The following is a 20,993-nucleotide window of genomic DNA, read 5'->3' as shown; positions in this document are numbered from 1 at the left end:
AAAGTGCAGGAATTTTCGCTGAAAGTGAGTCTGAGCCCATGTATTCGCTGAAAAACCTGCACATTTGCAGGAATTCTTCGTGGCCAGCGATCAAGGACGTAAATTCATGTATTTTTACAGGTTTTCTACGTGCAGGCAGGCAAATTGTGATGGATTCGGCTCAGGCGTGCGGGTTTCAGGGTGGTCAGACGTTTGCAGGTTTTCTACGTGCGGGCAGGCAAATTGTGGTGGATTCGGCTCAGGCGTGCGGGTTTCAGGGTGGTCTGACGTTTGCAGGTTTTCTTCGTACAGGAAGGCAAATTGTGGTGGATTCGGCTCTGGCGTACGGGATTCTGGGTGGTCAGACTTTTGCAGGTATTTACCGCGCTGCCAAGCAGGTATGCCGATACCGGCAGGCGAGTTTTTCCACAGTCCGACTTCCGCAGCTTTCCGCGCAGGCCGGGCTAAACGGATCAGGGAACGGTCGGGCGATGATTTTGCGCAGATCGCGGTTTCTTTTTGTGAATTTTGCTCGGTTTTTGTCGTTTTTTCTTGTTCGGGTTCGCGAGGGATGCTAAGCTAAAAAGATAAAGAAGCGGCATGTGGAGATTGAACGATGAGAGGATTCTTTTTGCTGACGGTTGCGCTTGGACTGTTCCTGTTTGCGTGTCCGGCAAGCGCCAAGGATGAGCCCGTCCGGTCGACCGGCACGGTGGACCTGTCCGGCACGGACGTCGCTCGCATGAGCAATATGGCGCTTGAAGGCGACTGGGAGTTTTATTGGGAACGGCTTTTGAGCCCCAAAGATTTGCAAAGCGGCGACCGCCCGCAGCCCGTGTACGCCCATGTTCCGTCCCAATGGGGGGCTTACCGGATCGGGGGCAAGGTTTTGCCCAATCAAGGCTATGCGACTTACAGGCTGATCGTCAAAATGCCGGAGTCCGGGGAGCAACCATCGATGGGGCTGTACGTGCGCGGCGTTGCAACCGCCTACCGGCTGTGGATCAACGGGCATGAAGAAACGGGCAACGGTGTCGTCGGAACGTCTCGGGAATCGATGGTGCCCGTCAATTACCCGAAAGTCGTCTATTTTCAACCGAAACCCGGCGATAACGAGCTGGTGATCCAGGTGTCCAACTTTGTTCAGCGCAAGGGAGGCATTTGGGAATCGATCCGTCTCGGCAATGCGGACTCTATCGGCCGCGAGCGCACCACCCGGTTTTCTTCGGAACTGTTCGTTGTGGGCGGCCTCCTCGTGATGGGCCTTTACCATGTCAGCCTATACTTGTTCCGCAAAAAGGATTGGTCGCCGCTCTACTTTGCCGGGCTGTGCTTTGCCGTATCGGCCAGAATCGTGCTGCTGGGCGAAGCGACGGGGCTTTACCTGTTCCCCGGCATCGGCTGGGAGACCGCCGTGAAAGCCGAATATATTTCCGCATTTTGCGGGCTGCTGATGCTCGTCTTATTTATCCACAACGAATATGAGAGAGGCAAGCGTTCGTTTGCGGTAACGGCCTCGTATGTCGTGCAGGGGTTGTTCATCGCCCTTGTTTTGTTGACACCGGCCCGAGTTTATACGCTGCTGATGCTGCCGTATCATTTGTTGGTGGCGGTGCCCATCCTCGTTTATACATTGGTCATATACGTGCGGGCTTTTATGCAAAAGAAAGAAGGCTCCGCGTATAATTTGGTCGGATTTGCCGCATTCGGCCTGTCCGCCGGCCTTGATATTTTGTTTTTCAATCAGGTGACGGCGATCGGAGATTTTACACCGTACGGAATTTCGCTCTTCCTGTTTACGCAATCGCTCAATATTTCGTCCAAATTTTCAAGAACGTACCGTCATGCGGAATCGTTGACCGTACAGCTGCAATCGATCAACGAATCGCTGGAGCGGACGGTGGAAGCGCGGACATTGGATTTGCAGCTGACGAACCGCCACCTCGAAGAGGCGAACGAAGAGCTTTCCCGCATGGCCAAATTCAGGCAGCGTCTGCTATCCGATATTTCGCATGAGCTGGGGACGCCGCTTACGACCATCAGGGGGTACTCCAGCGCCATGCTGGACGGTGTCATTACGGACGATTATTTGAAATATATCCGGCGCATTTACGAACGGACGTATCTCATGGAACGGCTGATCCATAACGTCACGGAATTGATGAAGCTGGAAACGCGGCAAGTCCGCTTCGATTTCCAGCAGATGGAGGCGGTGCCCTTTTTGCGCAAGCTGTATCATCTGTATGAATCGGAGCTGCCGGATCATGCGGTGCACGGGGAGTTCCGGGAATCCGGCGAAGCGGCCGATCGGGGGCTTGCGGCTGTCATCGCCGCCGATCCGATCCGTATCGAGCAGGTGATCGCCAATCTCCTGTCCAATGCGCGCAAGTATACGCCGGCCGGAGGGCGGATCACTTTTGAAGTCGAGGCTCATTATGCCGGCCGGCCGGAAGGGGAGGTCACGGTGCGGGTGATCGATACCGGGCCGGGTATTCCTGCGGAAGCGCAGGATCTTGTATTCGACCGGTTTTACCGCGTGAACGAAGGGAAGACGGCGGGATCGCGGGGGAGCGGCCTGGGGCTTTCCATCAGCAAGGAAATTATTTTATATCATAACGGCCAAATGGGGCTGGCACATGCGCCGGAAGGCGGGAGCATCTTTTATCTCACGCTTCCGGTGCAGTGGATGGATCAAGCGCAGGCTGACACGTTGAGAGGAGGCGCAGGAGATGGGAGATCAGGTTCTGTTCGTGGAGGATGACGCCGATATTCGGGAAATCGTAACGATGTATTTGCACAAAAACGGCCTTGCCGTGGATGTTGCGGGCGACGGCGCATCGGCTTTGCGGCTGTTTCATGAGAAATCGTACGATCTGCTGCTGACGGACATTTTGCTGCCCGACCTGCTTGGAACCGAGTTGGCGCAGCGCATTCGCAAGCAATCCAGCCTGCCGATCATTTTCATCAGCTGCAAGCAGGATCCGCAGGATGTCGTGGACGGGCTTGAGCTCGGAGCCGACGACTACATCACCAAGCCGTTCGAGCCGAATGTCGTCGTCGCCCGCGTGAAGGCGCAGCTGCGGCGATTCCGCGCCGGGATGCAGGAATCCGGTCAAAGAACGAGGCTGGCCTGGCAGGACCAATGGCTGCGGATCGATCCGGACAATTACGACATTTACGTGGACCGGCAGCGCATCACCCTGTTCGCCAAGGAGCGGCAGCTGTTGTTGTTTTTGGCCAACCGGCCCAATCAGGTGTTCAGCGTCGAGCATTTGTACGGGCAGATTTGGGGCTGGGACAAAGCCAGCGATTTGCGGACGGTCATGGTTCACATTCGGATGCTCCGCAAAAAAATCGAGCGGGACCCGGCGGATCCCCGGTACATTGTGACCGTACGGGGCTTCGGCTACAAATTCGTATGGGCAAATCCTTAATCGGAACGGGAGATGGGCGAATGGAGCGCCGGACTGGCGGGAGGCTATGCATCATGCTTTGCGGAGCCAAAAAAATATGGGATAAGGACGGCGCCGGTACAGGCCCCTACCCTGCGGAACAAGTGTACATCGGGGCTTTGCACAAGAAGTGCCAGGCGTACGCCAAGCTGTTTTTCCCGCAGTGGGCCATACTTTCGGCGAAGCACGGCTTTCTTTTTCCGGAGGACCGGGTTCCCGCCAATTATGACACGGCGTTCGGCACGGAGAGTCCCGATCTTATTACTATGGCTGAGCTGCGGTCCCAGGCGGAGGAGAAGGGGCTAGATCAGTACGGAGAAATTGTGATGCTGGGCGGCAAAAAGTTCACAAAAATCATTCCGGAAGTGTTCGGAACGAACATAACGGTCACCTATCCGCTCCTCGGCAGCAAAGGTATCGGCCATATGCTGCAAAAGCTTGATCAGGCCCTTGAAGCCGGGCGGGAGTTGTAGCTTGTCTTGTGTTTTTGCCGTGCGCCCCGCCCCGGCCCTACGGCACAAATAACGCCCCGCGCGGTGCGCAGAGCGTTGGGCATTCTCCAGATATGTAGAGAAAGCTATTTGTGAACGCCGCATTTTTTTGCCAGCGTCGGCCAGGTCGAAACGAACATGTTTTCCCACTTGTCTTCGGGCAAAACTTTGATCCATCTTGCGATTTGATCCAAACCCATTTCGCACAGTGTGTCCATGACTTCCTGCTTCTCTTCGATTCCCCGTGTTGCCAACATGTTAAACCACCTCAATCGCATAGTTTCAAACAAATTATGTATATGCGGGATAGGATGCATATGTGACGAATTGCAGAAAAAATCCAACAAAATGATAAGTTTACCGCGCTGAAAAGCGGAGCGCTTTCCGTTATCGTAGTTAGTGAGAAAGGGAAGGGCTTTGGAGGCCTGACCCGCTAACAAAGGAGCGGAACGCGATGCAGCGGCATACGGAAACTTATGAACAAACTCTTGCGCATGTAAATACACACTCGGCGCCTTCGCAGCTGCGCATTACCGATATTCGCTTCGCCGATATCACAGATGCGCCCATGCACTGCAGTCTGATCAAGGTGTACACCAATCAGGGAATTGTCGGTTTCGGAGAGGTGCGCGACGGCGCGGACAAAGTGTATGCCCAAATGCTCAAAAGCAGGCTGCTCGGCGAGAACCCGTGCCAGATCGACAAGCTGTTCCGGCGCATCAAGCAGTTCGGCGGCCATGCCCGGCAGGGCGGAGGCGTGAGCGGCCTGGAAATTGCGCTGTGGGATATCGCCGGCAAAGCTTACGGCATCCCCGTGTACCAGATGCTGGGCGGCAAATTCCGCGACCGCATCCGTATGTACTGCGACACGGACGCAGGCGCCAAAGACAGCGGAACGGCAATGGGCCAAGCGCTGAAGCTGCGGATGGAGCGGGGCTTTACGTTCCTGAAAATGGACCTCGGCATCGGCCAGATCATCCACGAGCCCGGAACGCTCAGCGCTCCGCTGGGCTATTTGCAGGAGATGCAGGAAGCGGCGCGGGCTTATTACGCCGCCAGAAAAGCCGGCGGCGAGGCGGATGACGAGTACCGCAGGCTGCGCAGCCGGAATTACGATGCGTTCAACGTCGCGCATCCGTTTACGGGCATCCACGTCACGGAGAAAGGACTGGAGCTGCTGGAGCAGTACGTGGCCGAAGTCAGAGCCGTTATCGGGTACGAAGTGCCGCTGGCGATCGATCATTTCGGCCACATCGGCGTGGAGGACTGCATCAAGCTCGCCCGCCGGATCGAGAAGTACAATCTCGCCTGGCTCGAGGATATGATTCCGTGGCAGTATACGGATCAGTACGTGCGGCTGGCGCGCGAGAGCCGCATCCCGATTTGCACGGGCGAGGATATTTTTTTGAAAGAGAATTTCAGGCCGCTGCTGGAAGCGGGCGGAGTTTCCGTCATTCATCCCGACCTGCTTACGTCCGGCGGCATCCTTGAGAACAAAAAGATCGGCGATATGGCGCAGGAGTACGGCGTGGCGATGGCCGTGCATATGGCCGAAAGCCCTATCGCCTGCATGGCCGCCGTCCACAGCGTAGCGGCGACGGAAAATTTCCTCGCGCTCGAATATCACTCCGTCGACGTGCCCTGGTGGGACGACCTTGTGAACGGGCTGCCCAAGCCGATAGTGAACCAGGGCTACATCGTCGTGCCGGACAGCCCGGGGCTCGGCATTGAATCGCTCAATGACGAGGTCATCCGCGAGCATCTGCACCCGCGCATCCCGGGCCTCTGGGAGCCGACCCCGGAATGGGACCACTACTGGGGGAACGACCGTTTGTGGAGCTGACGGGCTCCGCGGGGACGATGCGAAGGAATCGGAACGAGACGGGCCGTCTTGCAGGCGGCCTTTTTTTTGCTATTCACTTTTGGAAGCCTCATGCCGATATACCATGTAAAGATATACCATTTTTATGATGTTAACTTGGAGGTACGCGTAGGATGAGGCTCAGACTCAGCAGATGGTTATTGATCGCACTTATTTTCATGGTGGCAAGCAATTCGTGGTTAACATGGACTGCAGAAGCCGCGGATAGTATTTCCAAACTGGTGCTCAGCAAAAACGAACTGACGCTGCAGGTCGGAGATACTGCGACTCTCACAGCGACTGCGGTGTATACCAGTGGAACGACGGAAACGGCAACGGTCAAAACGGACTGGAATTCCGGCTCTTCGGACATTGCTACCGTATACGCCGGCGTAGTGACCGCCAAGAGCGAAGGAAAGGCCGTCATTACCGCGACATATTTGGGCAAAACGGAAATCGTCAACGTTACGGTTACGAAAAAAGTAAAATCGCTCACCAAAGATAAGCAATCGCTGGATTTGCGGCTCGGCAAAAGCGAACAGCTGCTGATTACGGCGTATTACGACGACGGCACAACGGAAGATGTGACGAGCAAAGCCGACTATTCGATTAGCGAAAGTTCGATTGTCACCGTGACGAACGGTCTGGTGAAAGGGCAAAGCCCTGGCTCGACGCTGGTTACGATTAAATATGCGAACCAGACGTTGACCCTGCCGGTTGACGTTGAGATCGTAAAGCGCGTCGATGCGGAAAAATCGAACGTGTCCCTGCTTTTGAACGGCACCCAGAAAATCAAGCTGATGGCGACTTATCCGGACGGCACGGTTGCCGACGTATCGGCTGACGCCGAGTGGACCTCGGACAAAGAATCGGTTGCCGACGCCCTCAAAGGCACGATTACCGGCTATGGAGCCGGTACGGCGACGATTACGGCCAGCTACGGCACGAAGTCGACGACAATCAAGGTCGATGTCGATGCTACGCTGAAGCTGGATTTGGACAAACAGGACTTGCTGCTCAAGAAAGGTACGACAGGGAAGCTTAAATTGACCGCAACTTATGCGGACGGCACGATAAAAGACGTAACGGATATCGCGGAATGGACTTCGAGCAACAGCAACGTGTATGTGACCAAAGGTATTCTTAGCGCAAATAGCATAGGCGAAGCGGTGATCACCGCCAAATACGGGGACAAAAGTGTAACGGCCAACGTTGACGTCGAAGTTCCTCGCAGACTGGAAGTGAACCAGGATCAGGTATCCATGCAGGCGGGCAAAACGCAGCAGTTGACTTTGACCGCAACTTTTGCCGACGGAACGACCAAGGATGTAACGAACGATGCTGCGTGGACGGTGGACAACGATTCCGTCGCTTATGTCAACAAAGGGAAAATCACCGCGTACAAAGCCGGATCGGCCAAAGTGACGGCTACATACAGCGGTAAGACGACAACCACGAAAGTGGAAGTGGACATCCCGAATCAAATCAAGCCGAGCAAAAAAATCGTCAACCTCCAGGCGGGCGGTTTCGAACAAATTACTTTGACCGCTGTGTACAAAGACGGAAGAGAAGAAGACGTCACTTCAAAAGCGGACTGGACCTCCAGTTCCGACACGATCGCGGAAGTTAGCGGCGGGTACATCACGGGGCTTGCTACAGGCTCGGCCACGGTAACGGCCAAATACGGCAGCCGGACCGCAACTGTTCAAGTATCTGTCGGAGTGTTGAAAACGCTGGTGGCCGACCAAGAGAAACTGATTTTGAAAAAAGGCAACACGGCCTCGGTTAAATTGACTGCCACCTACACGGACGAAACAACAAAAACCGTAACTTCGGATGCAATCTGGTCAACTTCGAACGCTAATATAGCTACCGTTTCATCCGGTACCATCAAAGCGATCGCTTCGGGCGAAACGACGATCATGGGTCAACTGGACAGCAAGACCGTTACAATTACGGTTCAAGTGGATATGGCTAGCGCGCTTGCGGCAAATCCGATGAACATTGTGATGGATCTCAATGAAACAAGATCGATCGTACTGACAGCAACGGATCTGGTCGGGGCCGATCGAGATGTGACTAGCGAAGCCGATTGGAAAACGAGCAACAGCGCAGTCGCGCAAGTGTCCAAAGGGAAAGTAACGCCCGTTGCCAGAGGCAAAGTGACGATTACAGCTACATTCGGGGGCAAAAGCGTCAGCATTCCGGTCGAAATCGGCGTCATTTCAAATTTGGAGGCGGACCAGCGCTTCGTTGCCCTGAAACGCGGCGGGCAGGTGCAGCTTAAACTGACGGCAACTCTGTCGGACGGAACGCAGAAAGATGTGACCAATTCCGCAAGCTGGAAATCGCAAAATTATAAAGTTGCCGATGTGAAAAACGGATTGGTGTCGGCCATCGGTTCCGGTAAAACGCTGCTGACCGCTACCTTCGGCGGCAGGACGATCACGGTTCCCGTTGAGAACGACGTGCTGAAATATTTAAAAACGGATGTCGTCAAAGTCGAGCTTCAGGAAGGTAAAACCTATCAGGTAAGCGCCTTGGCTACGTACAACGACAGCTCCGAGGATGATGTTACCAAGCCTGCTTTATGGACCTCATCCAACATTATGGTCGCCGATGTCAAGGACGGGGTGATCAAAGCTACTGGTAAAGGCACGGCAAAAATTACCGTGACTTACTCCAATATGAAAACGACGGTTCTCGTGACCGTCACGAAATAAAAGATAAGGCTTCTTGGCCCTGTATGGGCTGGGAAGCCTTTTTTTGTCGCTGCATCGAGTCGGGGGAAGGTGGTTTTTATGGGGCGGCGCAGCCGAGGGGGATGAGGTGGTTTATTGGAGGAAAAACCTGCGAAAGTGCAGGTTTTCTCTGTGGAAATGGTCCATTTTGGCGAAAAACCTGCAAAAGTGCAGGAATTTTCACTGAAAATGGATCAGAATCCATGTGTTCGGTAAAAAACCTGCACATTTGCAGGAATTCCCCAATGCAGGCGCATCAACGAGCAAAAAGATGTACTTTTGCAGGTTTTCTGCACGCCATGCTCACTGGCGCGTCTTTTTGCGCTGCCGTGAACTTATGTTTATTTTTTATAAAAAACAGTAGTTTCCGTGAAAAGACGGCCGTGGGTTTCCGTTTTATACTCGAACTACACCAAAATGGAGAGGGGTAGTTGAAGTGAAGAAGTTTGTATCCGTATTCATCATGTTAGCGGTGGTGCTTGTGATGGCAGCCTGCGGCAATGGAAGTGGCAGCAGCGGCAGCAGCGGGGATGCCGGGAAGGCGACGGCAGCGCCCGAGTCCACGAAGGCGGCGGCCGAAACGAAGACCGCGGCTAAAACGGAGGGCAAGGTGGGCATTTCGATGCCGACGAAATCGTCGGAGCGCTGGGTGAGCGACGGTGCGAATATGGTGAAGGAATTCGAAAAGCTCGGCTACAAAGCCGATTTGCAGTACGCGGAGGACATCGTGGAAAACCAGGTGTCGCAGATCGAGAACATGATCACCAAAGGCGTGAACATTCTCGTCATCGCACCGATCGACGGCGAATCGTTGACGGACGTGCTGAAAAAAGCGAACGCCGCCAAAATCAAGGTGATCGCATACGACCGCCTGATCAAAAAGAGCGAATTCGTCAGCTATTACGCGACTTTCGACAACTTCAAAGTAGGAGTGCTGCAAGCTTCCTACATCGAGCAAAAGCTCGGCCTCAAAGACGGCAAAGGTCCGTTCAACATCGAGTTGTTCGGGGGATCGCCCGACGATAACAACGCATACTTCTTTTTCGACGGGGCGATGTCTGTGCTGAAGCCGTACATGGACAGCGGCAAGCTCGTTGTACGCAGCAAGCAAACGTCGATGGAGCAAGTGGCTACGCTTCGTTGGGACGGTTCCGTCGCTCAATCGCGAATGGATAACCTGCTCAGCAAAAATTACTCGTCCGAAAAAGTGCACGCCGTCCTGTCCCCTTACGATGGCATCAGCATCGGCATTATTTCGTCCCTGAAAGGCGTCGGCTACGGCGGTGCCGATAAACCGATGCCGGTCATTTCCGGCCAGGACGCGGAGCTCGCTTCCGTGAAATCGATCATCGCCGGCGAGCAAACGCAAACCGTGTTCAAAGATACGCGCGAGCTCGCGAAAAAAGCGGTAGCTATGGCGGATGCTGTGCTTCAAGGAAAAGAAGCCGAAGTCAACGATACCAAAACGTATAACAACGGCGTGAAAGTCGTACCTGCATACCTTTTGGAGCCAGTATCTGTGGATAAGTCCAACTACGAGTCCATCCTCGTCGGCAGCGGCTACTACAAAAAAGAGCAGCTGCAAAAATAAGGGGCAGCGTCTTGACAGGATGCGGCGGCCGCCAACTGCAGGTTGCCGCCGTGTCCGTTCAAGGGGCTCACCCGCCCCGCAGCGTGAGCCTGCGCCCCCGCACCCCTTGCGGTGGCGCGCGCTCTGACCGGGCCCCCGTCACCCGCACTCGGTCTTCGCGCCCTTTTGGCCCGGGCCGAGACGGTCCCGCGGAACTATGTCACACGAAGAAAGTTTGGTGAAAAGCATGAGCAGGACGGATTCGATTTTGGAGATGCAAAACATAACGAAGACGTTTCCCGGCGTGAAGGCGCTGGAGAATGTCAATTTGCAGGTCAGGCACGGTGAAATTCACGCCCTGCTGGGAGAGAACGGCGCCGGCAAATCGACGCTGATGAAAGTGCTCAGCGGCGTGTATCCGCACGGCTCCTATAGCGGGGATATTCGGTTCGACGGCAAGCTCGTGGCATGCAAGGACATCAAACAAAGCGAACAACTAGGGATTGTCATCATTCATCAGGAATTGGCGCTGATTCCCTATTTATCTATAGCGGAAAATATTTTTCTCGGCAATGAGCAGAGCCGGCGCGGCATTGTCGACTGGAACGAAACGATCGTCCGAACGCGGGAGCTGCTGGACAAAGTCGGTCTGAACGAATCGCCGAATACGCTCATTTCGAGCATCGGTGTGGGCAAGCAGCAACTGGTCGAGATCGCCAAGGCGCTGTCGAAAAAAGTGAAGCTGCTCATCCTGGATGAGCCGACGGCTGCGCTCAATGAAGAGGACAGCGACAATCTGCTGAACCTGCTGCTGGAGTTCAAGAAGCAGGGCATCGCGTCGATACTCATTTCGCACAAGCTGAATGAAATCTCCAAGGTGGCCGATTCGATCACCATTTTGCGGGACGGGCAAACGATTGAGACGCTGGACGCAAGGAGCAGCGAGGTGACGGAGGACCGCATCATCAAGGGCATGGTGGGGCGCGATTTGACGCACCGCTATCCCGTGCGGGAGCCGAGAATCGGAGAGCCTTTTTTTGAAGTGAAGGATTGGAATGTGTACCATCCGTCGCAAGAAGACCGCAAGGTGCTTGACCGCATCAATCTGCATATCCGGCGCGGCGAAATTGTCGGCATTGCGGGCTTGATGGGCGCAGGGCGCACGGAACTGGCGATGAGCATTTTCGGCAAGTCGTACGGCAAGAAGATCAGCGGGCACATTTACAAGGATGGGCAAAAAATAACCGTTAATACCATTAATCAAGCGATCGGGCACGGAATCGCCTATGTGACGGAAGATCGGAAAAATTACGGATTAATTTTGATCGAGGACATTAAACGCAACATTTCGCTCGCCAGCTTGAAGCAGCTTTCCAAAGGTCTGGTCGTGGACGAAAACCGGGAAATCGTGGAAGCGGAGAAATACCGTTCGCTCATGAACATCAAGACGCCAAGCATCACGCAAAAGACGGTGAATCTGAGCGGCGGGAACCAGCAGAAGGTCGTCTTGGGCAAATGGATTTTGGCCGGTCCGGATCTGCTCATTCTCGATGAGCCTACGCGCGGGATCGATGTCGGAGCCAAATATGAAATTTACACGATCATCAATCAGCTGGCGATGGAAGGCAAGGGCATTCTGCTCATTTCCTCCGAGCTGCCGGAAATTCTCGGGATGTGCGACCGCATTTATGTGATGAGCGAAGGGCGTTTGACCGGCGAACTGCCCAGGGAAGAGGCGACGCAGGAGAAATTGATGCGATATATGACCGGAGCGGGAGGAGAAGCGTAATGCAAACGCTGGGCAAATTGTTCAAAAGCAACATCCGGCAGTACGGGATGATACTTGCTTTACTTTTAATCACCTTATTGTTTCAAATTTTAACGGACGGCATTTTGTTAAAGCCGTTAAATGTTACGAATCTGATTTTGCAGAACAGCTATATTTTGGTGCTGGCCATCGGGATGCTGCTCGTGATCATAACGGGCAATATCGACCTGTCGGTAGGCTCGGTCGCCGCTTTTGTAGGAGCGGTTTCGGCCATTATGATGGTGGAGATGAAAATGCCGTTTGTGCTGGCACTCGTCATTTCGCTGTTGATCGGGGCGCTGGTGGGGGCCTGGCAAGGTTTTTGGGTCGCCTACGTGAAAATTCCGTCGTTCATCGTAACGCTGGCAGGCATGCTGCTGTTCCGCGGCTTGACGATGATCGTCCTGAAGGGGCAATCCATTGCGCCGTTTCCGCAAGCTTTTCAAAAAATCAGCTCCGGCTTCCTGCCCGATCTTCCCGGCACAAGCACAATCCACCTGCTGACGCTGATCATCGGTGCTGTGCTGTCGCTAGTTTTCGTGTGGAAGGAATGGAAGGCTCGCCGGACGCAAATCAAATACAGCTTTGAAGTTATGCACGGAGGGCTGTTCGCTGCGAAACTGATTGCGATCGTCGCCGTCATCAACGTGTTTACTTATGTGCTGGCTACGTACGAAGGCATTCCGAACATTCTTGTTCTGCTTTTTGTCCTCGTCGTCATCTATACGTTTGTGATGAACCGCATGGTGATGGGCCGGCACATTTATGCGCTGGGAGGCAGCGAGAAGGCGGCGAAGCTGTCCGGCGTGAAAACGAAGCAAGTCACGTTTTGGGTATTCGTTAACATGGGCGTGCTGGCGGCGCTGTCAGGGCTTGTTTTTGCGGCAAGGCTGAATGCGGCCACGCCGAAAGCGGGCGTCAACTTCGAGCTGGATGCCATTGCGGCCTGCTTTATCGGCGGCGCTTCGGCGACCGGAGGGATCGGCAGCGTCATCGGAGCGATCATCGGCGGCCTGGTTATGGGCGTCATGAACAACGGCATGTCGCTTGTCGGCCTGGGCATTGACTGGCAGCAGGGCATCAAAGGGCTCGTCCTTTTGCTTGCCGTAGGCTTTGATATTTACAACAAGTCGAAAACCGCTTGACCGTCTGACCGCATGTGCAAAAATCATCCTGCGTGCGATGGGGCCGCTTGCTATAATTGAGGCATAGAAGGATCAAGCGAGGTGGATGCGTTGAAAAAGCTCTTGATGATCTATGCTGCGCTCATTGCAACGTTTTTGCTGTTTTTGTATGTGTACGATTTTCGCGAGGCTTCGCGGCGGTCGGCGGATTCGATGTACAGCGGGCTGCACGGCGATATCGGGGAAAAATACGTCATGGTCAACTTCCAGTCCGGCATCGATTACTGGAAAAGCTGTCTGAAAGGCTTTGAGGATGCGGCGAACGTGCTGAACGTATCCGTCGAGTACCGTGGTGCTACGCAGTACGACGTCAATGAAGAGCGAACCGTGCTGGAGCAGGTGATTGCCAAAAAGCCCGCAGGCATCGCCGTATCCGCGATCAATCCCGACGAGCTCATCGTCTCGATCAATAAAGCGGTGGAGGCGGGCATTCCGGTCGTGCTGTTCGATTCGGGGGCTCCGAAGAGCAAAGCCTACTCGTTTTTGGGCACGGACAATTACGACGCGGGCGTCAAGGCGGCGCGTCAAATGGCGGCGTTGACAGGCGGCAGCGGCAAAGCCGCCGTCATCACGCTGCCCGGCCAGCTCAATCATCAGGAGCGGACGCGAGGTTTTCAGGATACGATTCGTACCGAGTATCCGGGCATGCAGATCGTTGCCGTGGAAGACGGCAAAGGCGATCAGTTGGTTTCCGGCGGCGCGGCCCGGGAACTGCTCGGCGAATATCCCGACTTGGCCGGGATATTCGCCACGGAAGCCAACGGCGGCGTCGGCGTCGGCGCTGCTGTCCGCAGCGCGAACCGGCTGCCGCAGGTGAAAATCATCAGCTTCGACACCGACAAGGGGACGCTGGATATGGTCAAAAACGGCGTCATCTCGGCGACGCTGGCGCAGGGAACGTGGAACATGGGCTACTGGTCGCTCATGCAGCTTTTTCACCTGAAGCACGAAATCGTGCAGCCGATCGCCGACTGGCAGCATTCGGGCGTTCCGCTTGTGCCGACCTACGTCGACACCGGCATTTCGATCGTTACGCAGCAGAACGTGGACAACTACTATGCGAAATAACGGCGGACAGTCCCGAAACAATGTAAAGCGGTTGCAAACGGTGCGCTGGTTCCAGCTGAATAACTGGCCGATCCGGTATAAATTGATCATGCATTTTTTGCTGATCAGCATGCTGCCCGCCATTTGCCTGGGCGTGCTGATCGACTGGGCGACCGATACGATTATCGAAAAGCAGGTGAACGACCACACCTCCCAACTGATTGGTAATGTTAACAAGTCGCTGGAGTTTTACGCTGGCAATTTGCAAAATATGACCTATTTCATTTCGTTCAACCCGCAAATCAAGCGGTTTTTGTACAGCAGTGTCAAGCAGCCCGAATCGGAAATGTACGATATGCGGAAGTTTTTGCAGGGCTTTACGACGTTATATACCGAAGTCGCGGGTGTTTTGGTGGTGAACGCGAACGGCGAATACATCAGCAATGAAATGTATGCGCGTACAAGCCGCAGTTTGACGGAGGAGCAGTGGTACAAGGAAGCCGTTGAGGAAAAAGGGATTTTCAAGCTGCTCGGCCATCCGGCCGGCCGGAACGTTACAACGCATGTCAACTACAAAGACGAAGATGTTGTCTCAGTCGTCAGGGCGATCGTGGACCCGGAAACGCAAAATGTCCAGGGCGTCGTGCTGATCGACCTGAAGCTGCGCGTTATTGCCGAGACGGTCAAGGACGTCCACCTCGGCAAGTCGGGTTACCTGACGGTGATCGACGATCAGGGCGACAGCATCTACACGCCGCCGCACCCGATCGTCGGCCGGATCGATCTGAAATGGACGCAGGACAATCCGTCCGGTGTATTTTCCAAGGTGATCGACGGGCAGCGGGTGCAGTTTATTTTCCGCAAATCTCCTTTTACGAACTGGACGACCGTCGGCGTATTTTCAACGAAAGAAACCGTTATGGAAGTGCGGGAAATCCGGCTGTATCTGATCATTTTCATCTTTGTCGCCTGTCTGCTGGGCATCGCCGCTTCCTCCTACTTGTCGTACACCATATCGAAGCCGATTTGGCAGCTGATGTCTTTCATGCGGAGGGCGGAGGACGGGAATTTGTCGATCCGCTTCAAAGACGGGCGCCAGGACGAGGTCGGCATGCTGGGCCGCAGCTTTAATGCGATGCTTTTGCAAATTACGAAGCTCATCGGCATTGTGGAAGAGGAACAGCGGAAAAAGCGGGAGGCTGAGCTGCGCAGCTTGCAGGCGCATATTAAGCCGCATTTTTTGTACAACACGCTGGATACGATCCAGTGGCTCTCGCGCAAAAGCGGTGCGCACGAGGTGACGGAAGTCGTGGAATCGCTGTCCCGGCTTTTCCGCATCGGCCTCAGCAAAGGCAATGAAATGATCCCGCTGGCCGAGGAGATCGCGCACATCCAGAGCTATCTGACGATTCAAAAGACGAGATACCGGGATAAGCTGAACTACAGCATCGATATTGACCCGAGGCTTGACAACTTGTATGTGCTGAAAGTGATTTTGCAGCCGATCGTGGAGAACGCCATCTATCACGGCATCAAGGAGCGGCGGGGCCCCGGCAGCATTGCGATCCGCGCTTACCTGGAAGACGAGCGGGTGGTGATGGAAATTGCCGACAACGGCGCCGGCATGCCGGAGGAAACGCTCGCCAGATTGCGCCGATCCCTGTCCGGCTCAGCCGCTGCCTCCGCTTCCGCCGCCGTGGGGGATTCGGTTGCTGCGGCGTCCGGCGAGGGATACGGGCTGCTCAACGTGCAGGAGCGGCTCCGGCTCGCATACGGCGAAGCCTATGGCGTTCAAATGACGAGCGAGCGCGGGCAGGGAACGAAAGTGACGATCATTCATCCCGTCATTCGAAGGAGGGAGGCGATGTGAGCATGCGGCGAGCATGGAAAGTTCTCATCGCGGACGACGAACCGAACATCCGGGAGGGCATTCGCGACTGCGTCGACTGGCCGCGGCTGGGCCTGGAGGTTGCCGCCGAGGCGGAGGACGGGGAGGAGGCGCTGGAGCTGGCTTTGGCGCATCGGGCGGACATTTTGCTGGTCGATCTGAATATGCCCATTATGAACGGCATGACCTTAATCGGCCATATCAAGGAGCAGCTTCCCGCGTGCAAAATCATCATCATCACCGGGCACGACGAATTCGCCTACGCGCAGGAAGCGATCCGGCTTAACGTCGACGATTACATTCTGAAACCGGTCAACCCGCAGCAGCTCTGCGAGGTGCTGGACAAAGCGGCGAAGCGGTTGGAAACGTCGCTCAAAAACGAGGAGCATCTGCTGATGGCCTCCAAACAGATTGAGCGCAACTTTTCGCTGCTCCGCGAACGGTTTTGCCTGGAGTGGATCGAAGGCGAGCTCAGCGAGGGCGAAATCGTGGAGCAGCTGACTTTCCTGAACATGCCGGCGGCCGCTCCGGCGATGATCGGTGTCATCCGCTGGCCGGGCGTTTCCAGAGGCAAGGAACTGCTGTCCGAAAAGGACCGCCAGCTGTACCTGTTCGCGATTGAAAATATCGTGGAGGAGATCTTGCAGCCGTACGACGGGATGGTAAAATTCCGCGATCACATGGGGATGCCGGTCGTGCTGCTGTGGCAAAAGGCCCCGGAGAGCGTCGCACTGCAAATCGATCGGGCCATTTCCGCATATTTGAAAATAAGCACCGTCTCGGCCTTCCTTCCCGTAACCGGCGATGTGACTTCGCTCGCTTCCGCCTACCAGCAGGCGAGGGCCGAGGCCTACAAGGAAACCCGGCTGTCCCCGTTCGTCCGCTCGGCCAAAGAGATCATCGGCAGGCAGTTCGCCAATCCCGACCTGACCCTCGAAGGAGTGGCGAGCGATTTGAAGGTATCGCCGGTGTACTTGAGCCGCGTCTTCAAGCAGGAGACCGGGATCTCGTTCATCAGCCTGCTCACTCAGACGCGCATCAAGCACGCCATCCACCTGCTCACTGCGACGGACCTGCCTATCGTTGCTATCGCCGAGCAAGTCGGCTACGAGTCCCAGCACTATTTCAGCACGGCGTTCAAAAAAGTCGTCGGCCTCCCGCCCAATCAATACCGCAAGGAGGGGGCGGGGGTTTAAAATGGGGGAGGCACAGCCGCCAGAGGGGCCGTGCCTGGCTTGGCGCGAAGAAAGCCTGCAAAAGTGCAGGCTTTTGCCCCTTCATGCGCCTGCCTCGCGCAATTCCTGCAATTGTGCAGGCTTTTCGCTGCGCGAAGGGGCTCAGGTCCCCTTTCGCCGAAAATTCCTGCACATTTGCAGGCTTTTCGCCAAAACGAGCCATTTGCGCGGAAAATTCCTGTACTTTCGCAGGTTTTCCCCGTCGGCGCGGCCTGCCAAGCCGGGACCCCGGACATTCGCAGACCGCCTGGAAAAAGCACAGCTCATCGGCTGTGCTTTTTTGATTTTATTTTATCGAATGCGACAAACGTTCCTACTAATCGACATTTTTCGATAAAGCCAATCCAGCTTGAAAGTAGTATTCTTGTTGCTGTGGGTATTTTTGTCATAGAAAGGAGTATTTTCTGGAACTGAATCGTTCCTGGGTTGGAAATTGGAAATCATTCGAAGAAGGGATCGTGTTCAAAGTGCTTAAAAAAATTTCAATGTTTTGCCTTGCCCTCATTGTATCCGTTGTTCTGGTGCCGATGGGTAGCATTGAGGCTGCGTCACAAAAACCCGGTGGGGAGAAGCGCTATGTCGTAACATTCAAAAATAAAGTAGATGCCAAAGTCATTCAAAAATCAAAAGGCAAGCTAAAAAGAGAACATAAACGCGTTCCGACGGCGGCTATTACGCTGGATGCGGCAGAGGTCGAGAGCCTGAAAAAAGACCCGTCCGTCGCATCGGTGGAGCCGGATATTTTGCTGCAATCTACGGCTCAAACCGCGGATTGGGGGATTACCGCAACTCAAGCGACTTATGCCTGGAACAACGGTTTTACCGGGAAAGGCGTTAAGGTAGCCGTACTCGATTCCGGCATTTCGTTGAATCATGAGGATTTAACGGTTGCAGGCGGGGCATCATTCGTTGATTATACGACCTCATATGACGACGATTTCGGACATGGCACGCATGTAGCGGGAATTATCGGCGCAAAAAATAACGATGTCGGAGTCGTCGGCAAGGCGCCGGATGCATCGTTATACGCCGTAAAGGTGCTGAACTCGCGCGGAGCGGGTTATTTATCCGATGTGATCGCCGGTATCGATTGGGCCATTGACAATAAAATGGATATCGTCAATCTCAGCTTTGCGACAAGCGTGGATTCACCGGCGTTGCACAATGCGGTTGATAAAGCATATTCCAGCGGCTTGCTGGTGGTGGCATCGGCAGGCAACGCGGGGAATGCGGACGGATCGGGAGATACGATCCAGTATCCGGCCAAATACAGCTCGGTAATATCGGTCGGGGCCGTCGATCAGAACAACCAGCGTGCACCGTTTTCATCGACGGGCAGCGAGTTGGAAGTTGTTGCGCCAGGAGTCGGGATCACGAGTACGTATCTGAGTAATGGATACACATCGCTCAGCGGTACGTCGATGGCTGCGGCTTTTGTGACGGGGGAAGCGGCGTTGTTGAAGCAACAAAACTTCACTGAAGCAAATGCAAAATTACGTAGTTTGTTGGATGTGCATACTTCTGATCTGGGGATTATTGGTAAGGATGCAGTATATGGTTATGGTTTGCTTAATGTCTCCAGCACTTCGAATGTTGCCGTCAACAATCAGTCAGACCCTGATGTTACAAGTAGTGTCTATAATAATGTATATGGGAATTTTTTCGCAGCTGCAGTTGGACCAACCGTAAAATTAAGGACAATGTATTCTGGTCAAGCGGATTACTCAGTGTATGATGTTACAGCAAATTGGCCGAGCCTACAGAATGCAAAATCAATATCGTATGTTGATAGCTCAGGCTCAAGTTGGCCTAAATATTATGTTTTATATAATGATAATACAGTAAAAGTAAGGACAATGTATTCTGGTCAAGCGGATTACTCAGTGTATGATGATACAGCAAATTGGCCGAGCCTAGAGAATGCAAAATCAATATCGTATGTTGATAGCTCAGGCTCAAGTTGGCCTAAATATTATGTTTTATATAATGATAATACAGTAAAAGTAAGGACAAGGTATTCTGGTCAAGCGGATTACTCAGTGTACGATGATACAGCAAATTGGCCGAGCCTACAGAATGCAAAATCAATATCGTATGTTGATAGCTCAGGCTCAAGTTGGCCTAAATATTTTGTTTTATATAATGATAATACAGTAAAATTAAGGACAATGTATTCTGGTCAATCGGATTACTCAGTGTATGATGTTACAGCAAATTGGCCGAGCCTACAGAATGCAAAATCAATATCGTATGTTGATAGCTCAGGCTCAAGTTGGCCTAAATATTATGTTGGTTATCTAGATCAAAATCCAACCATTTCCCTTTCGTCAATTGGCAATCAGACTTCCTATAAGAGTGGTACGGGTAACACAATTATACTAAGTGGATCCATATATGACTACGACAACGACAACGTCACCATCAGCGCAACAATCGGTGGTGTAACCAAATCAACAACCATATCTAATACATCAACCTCCCAACCATGGACACTACAATGGAACGTCGTAACAGATAACATTCCCGTCGGTTCCTACAGCAACATTGTAGTAACAGCAAACGACGGACTCTGGGGAACAGCCAGCGCCACGTACACAGGCACAATAATCGTAGATAACGTCCCTAATGTACCAAGCAGCCTTATCCCGGGAAATACTTCAGCGTCGACTCCAACGCTTATTTCCGGAGTGACGCCCGTATTGAATTGGACGTTCTCAGATCCCGACGCCGGTGATATACAATCCGCTTATGACGTTCAAATCTACAATGCTGCTGGCACGACTTTGCTTAGCGATTCCGGCTGGGTAACGTCTTCAGCAACGTCCTATACGGTTCCATCCAACATACTAACCAGAGGCACGACATATGGCTGGAGAGTGGCCGTCAAAGATAACAAAGGCGGAGCTTCATCGTACTCGCCGCTTTATTACGTAAAGCCGAATACATTACCTATTGCAACGCTTACTTCGTACGCAAACGGTCAACAAGTGAATGATAACGTGCTAACATTTACGTGGACATATGCTGATGCTGACGGTCAAGCTCAAACCAGCTATCGGGTACAGGGCTCTAAAGATAACTGGGCTACAGTCGGATACGATTCAGGTATCGTGAGCGGTTCGGCTCTAACTCATACGACTGCGGCCATACCTGACGGTACATGGAGCTTTAAAGTTACGGTCAATGATGGTATGGAATGGTCCGTCGCGGCGCAACGCACAGGGCTAGTTATTCCAAACGCCTATGAACCGAATGATACGAAGGCTCAAGCTTTTGTGATCAATTATAATACGGCATATACCTCGTCTATAAACTCAGCTGCTGATGTCGATTTCTATAAGTATGTCGCCCCGACAACCGGGATCGATCGCATGGTTTTAACGCCGCCAACGGATAAAAACTATGATGTATATATTTATGATTCCAATATGAATATTGTAGCTGCCGGGGTAGCGAGTGGAGCAGGAATCGCGGAAAACGCCATATATCAAGTTACTGCAGGAGCGACATACTACGTGAAGATTGTGGGGGCAAACGGAGACTACAGCACCACGAGCCCATACTCGTTTAAAGTCAGCAAGTTTACACTTAATTACAATACGAACTACCAGTTTGATGCTAACGGAAATATAACCGGCAAGCAAACGAGCAGTAATTAGGGGGTGTCACCGTTGAAGAAAATTATGCACCGAATCCTGTTACTGGTCTTGATGGGCTTATGTATATTGAACAGCTTAC

The 20,993-nt window shown here is 53.5% G+C and carries 15 protein-coding genes; 14 read left to right on the top strand and 1 reads right to left on the bottom strand.

Translation table 11 applies throughout. The features are described 5' to 3' along the window. Positions 1 to 38: 38 nt before the first annotated feature. From AC3G2T_RS22465 to AC3G2T_RS22450, 4 genes are read left to right on the top strand one after another with little or no spacing between them, the layout of a single operon-like run. Positions 39 to 557, top strand: a complete 519-nt coding sequence (locus AC3G2T_RS22465) for a hypothetical protein (protein ID WP_488436981.1) — start codon at positions 39 to 41, stop codon at positions 555 to 557. Positions 558 to 595: 38 nt separating this feature from the next. Then, positions 596 to 2,740, top strand: a complete 2,145-nt coding sequence (locus AC3G2T_RS22460; protein WP_488436980.1) for a sensor histidine kinase — start codon at positions 596 to 598, stop codon at positions 2,738 to 2,740. Continuing rightward, positions 2,709 to 3,413 carry a response regulator gene (locus AC3G2T_RS22455; RefSeq protein ID WP_474685695.1) on the top strand — a complete coding sequence of 235 codons (705 nt, stop codon included), beginning with the start codon at positions 2,709 to 2,711 and terminating at the stop codon, positions 3,411 to 3,413. Before AC3G2T_RS22460 ends, AC3G2T_RS22455 begins: the two co-directional genes overlap by 32 nt. A gap of 20 nt (positions 3,414 to 3,433) precedes the next feature. Next, entirely contained in the window at positions 3,434 to 3,904 is a 471-nt protein-coding gene (locus AC3G2T_RS22450) for a DUF6884 domain-containing protein (RefSeq protein WP_488436979.1), read from the top strand. 104 nt (positions 3,905 to 4,008) lie between these two features. Here AC3G2T_RS22450 and AC3G2T_RS22445 read toward each other — a convergent pair whose 3' ends face one another. Beyond that, complete coding sequence (locus tag AC3G2T_RS22445; protein ID WP_474685691.1) at positions 4,009 to 4,179, bottom strand: hypothetical protein; 171 nt, start codon at positions 4,177 to 4,179, stop codon at positions 4,009 to 4,011. Between the two features lie 197 nt (positions 4,180 to 4,376). Between AC3G2T_RS22445 and AC3G2T_RS22440 the strand changes: the two genes are divergently transcribed. The 10 genes from AC3G2T_RS22440 (at position 4,377) to AC3G2T_RS22395 (ending at position 20,914) form a co-directional block, all read left to right on the top strand. After that, positions 4,377 to 5,765 carry a mandelate racemase/muconate lactonizing enzyme family protein gene (locus tag AC3G2T_RS22440; protein ID WP_488436978.1) on the top strand — a complete coding sequence of 463 codons (1,389 nt, stop codon included), beginning with the start codon at positions 4,377 to 4,379 and terminating at the stop codon, positions 5,763 to 5,765. A gap of 152 nt (positions 5,766 to 5,917) precedes the next feature. Continuing rightward, positions 5,918 to 8,506, top strand: a complete 2,589-nt coding sequence (locus AC3G2T_RS22435; protein WP_488436977.1) for an Ig-like domain-containing protein — start codon at positions 5,918 to 5,920, stop codon at positions 8,504 to 8,506. A 454-nt stretch (positions 8,507 to 8,960) separates the two neighbouring features. After that, a complete protein-coding gene (chvE, locus tag AC3G2T_RS22430; RefSeq protein ID WP_488436976.1) occupies positions 8,961 to 10,115 on the top strand; it encodes a multiple monosaccharide ABC transporter substrate-binding protein in 1,155 nt (384 codons plus the stop codon). A gap of 226 nt (positions 10,116 to 10,341) precedes the next feature. Continuing rightward, complete coding sequence (gene mmsA / locus AC3G2T_RS22425; protein WP_488436975.1) at positions 10,342 to 11,883, top strand: multiple monosaccharide ABC transporter ATP-binding protein; 1,542 nt, start codon at positions 10,342 to 10,344, stop codon at positions 11,881 to 11,883. Then, positions 11,883 to 13,046, top strand: coding sequence for a multiple monosaccharide ABC transporter permease (gene mmsB, locus AC3G2T_RS22420; RefSeq protein ID WP_488436974.1), 1,164 nt, complete (start codon positions 11,883 to 11,885; stop codon positions 13,044 to 13,046). Before mmsA ends, mmsB begins: the two co-directional genes overlap by 1 nt. A gap of 90 nt (positions 13,047 to 13,136) precedes the next feature. After that, positions 13,137 to 14,153, top strand: a complete 1,017-nt coding sequence (locus AC3G2T_RS22415) for a substrate-binding domain-containing protein (protein WP_488436973.1) — start codon at positions 13,137 to 13,139, stop codon at positions 14,151 to 14,153. Next, the gene (locus tag AC3G2T_RS22410; RefSeq protein ID WP_488436972.1) at positions 14,143 to 16,002 is read left to right on the top strand and encodes a cache domain-containing sensor histidine kinase; all 1,860 of its coding nucleotides are present in this window, start codon (positions 14,143 to 14,145) and stop codon (positions 16,000 to 16,002) included. Before AC3G2T_RS22415 ends, AC3G2T_RS22410 begins: the two co-directional genes overlap by 11 nt. Positions 16,003 to 16,004: 2 nt before the next feature. Beyond that, positions 16,005 to 17,216: a response regulator transcription factor gene (locus AC3G2T_RS22405; protein WP_488437016.1), complete on the top strand. Its 1,212-nt coding sequence runs from the start codon at positions 16,005 to 16,007 to the stop codon at positions 17,214 to 17,216. Between the two features lie 39 nt (positions 17,217 to 17,255). Next, complete coding sequence (locus AC3G2T_RS22400; RefSeq protein WP_488436971.1) at positions 17,256 to 17,669, top strand: hypothetical protein; 414 nt, start codon at positions 17,256 to 17,258, stop codon at positions 17,667 to 17,669. A 44-nt stretch (positions 17,670 to 17,713) separates the two neighbouring features. Continuing rightward, positions 17,714 to 20,914: a S8 family serine peptidase gene (locus AC3G2T_RS22395; protein ID WP_488436970.1), complete on the top strand. Its 3,201-nt coding sequence runs from the start codon at positions 17,714 to 17,716 to the stop codon at positions 20,912 to 20,914. The last annotated feature ends 79 nt before the right edge of the window (positions 20,915 to 20,993 follow it).

The sequence above is a fragment of the Paenibacillus sp. sgz302191 genome, assembly GCF_057749925.1.
The sequence above is the reverse complement of the archived record's forward strand: the minus strand, read 5'-3'. Positions and strand labels throughout refer to the sequence as shown.

Coding starts and splice junctions, on each gene's coding strand:
- AC3G2T_RS22465 (WP_488436981.1), top strand. CDS start 39: ATGTATTCGCTGAAAAACCTGCACATTTGCAGGAATTCTTCGTGGCCA.
- AC3G2T_RS22460 (WP_488436980.1), top strand. CDS start 596: ATGAGAGGATTCTTTTTGCTGACGGTTGCGCTTGGACTGTTCCTGTTT.
- AC3G2T_RS22455 (WP_474685695.1), top strand. CDS start 2,709: ATGGGAGATCAGGTTCTGTTCGTGGAGGATGACGCCGATATTCGGGAA.
- AC3G2T_RS22450 (WP_488436979.1), top strand. CDS start 3,434: ATGGAGCGCCGGACTGGCGGGAGGCTATGCATCATGCTTTGCGGAGCC.
- AC3G2T_RS22445 (WP_474685691.1), bottom strand. CDS start 4,179: ATGTTGGCAACACGGGGAATCGAAGAGAAGCAGGAAGTCATGGACACA.
- AC3G2T_RS22440 (WP_488436978.1), top strand. CDS start 4,377: ATGCAGCGGCATACGGAAACTTATGAACAAACTCTTGCGCATGTAAAT.
- AC3G2T_RS22435 (WP_488436977.1), top strand. CDS start 5,918: ATGAGGCTCAGACTCAGCAGATGGTTATTGATCGCACTTATTTTCATG.
- mmsA (WP_488436975.1), top strand. CDS start 10,342: ATGAGCAGGACGGATTCGATTTTGGAGATGCAAAACATAACGAAGACG.
- mmsB (WP_488436974.1), top strand. CDS start 11,883: ATGCAAACGCTGGGCAAATTGTTCAAAAGCAACATCCGGCAGTACGGG.
- AC3G2T_RS22410 (WP_488436972.1), top strand. CDS start 14,143: ATGCGAAATAACGGCGGACAGTCCCGAAACAATGTAAAGCGGTTGCAA.
- AC3G2T_RS22405 (WP_488437016.1), top strand. CDS start 16,005: ATGCGGCGAGCATGGAAAGTTCTCATCGCGGACGACGAACCGAACATC.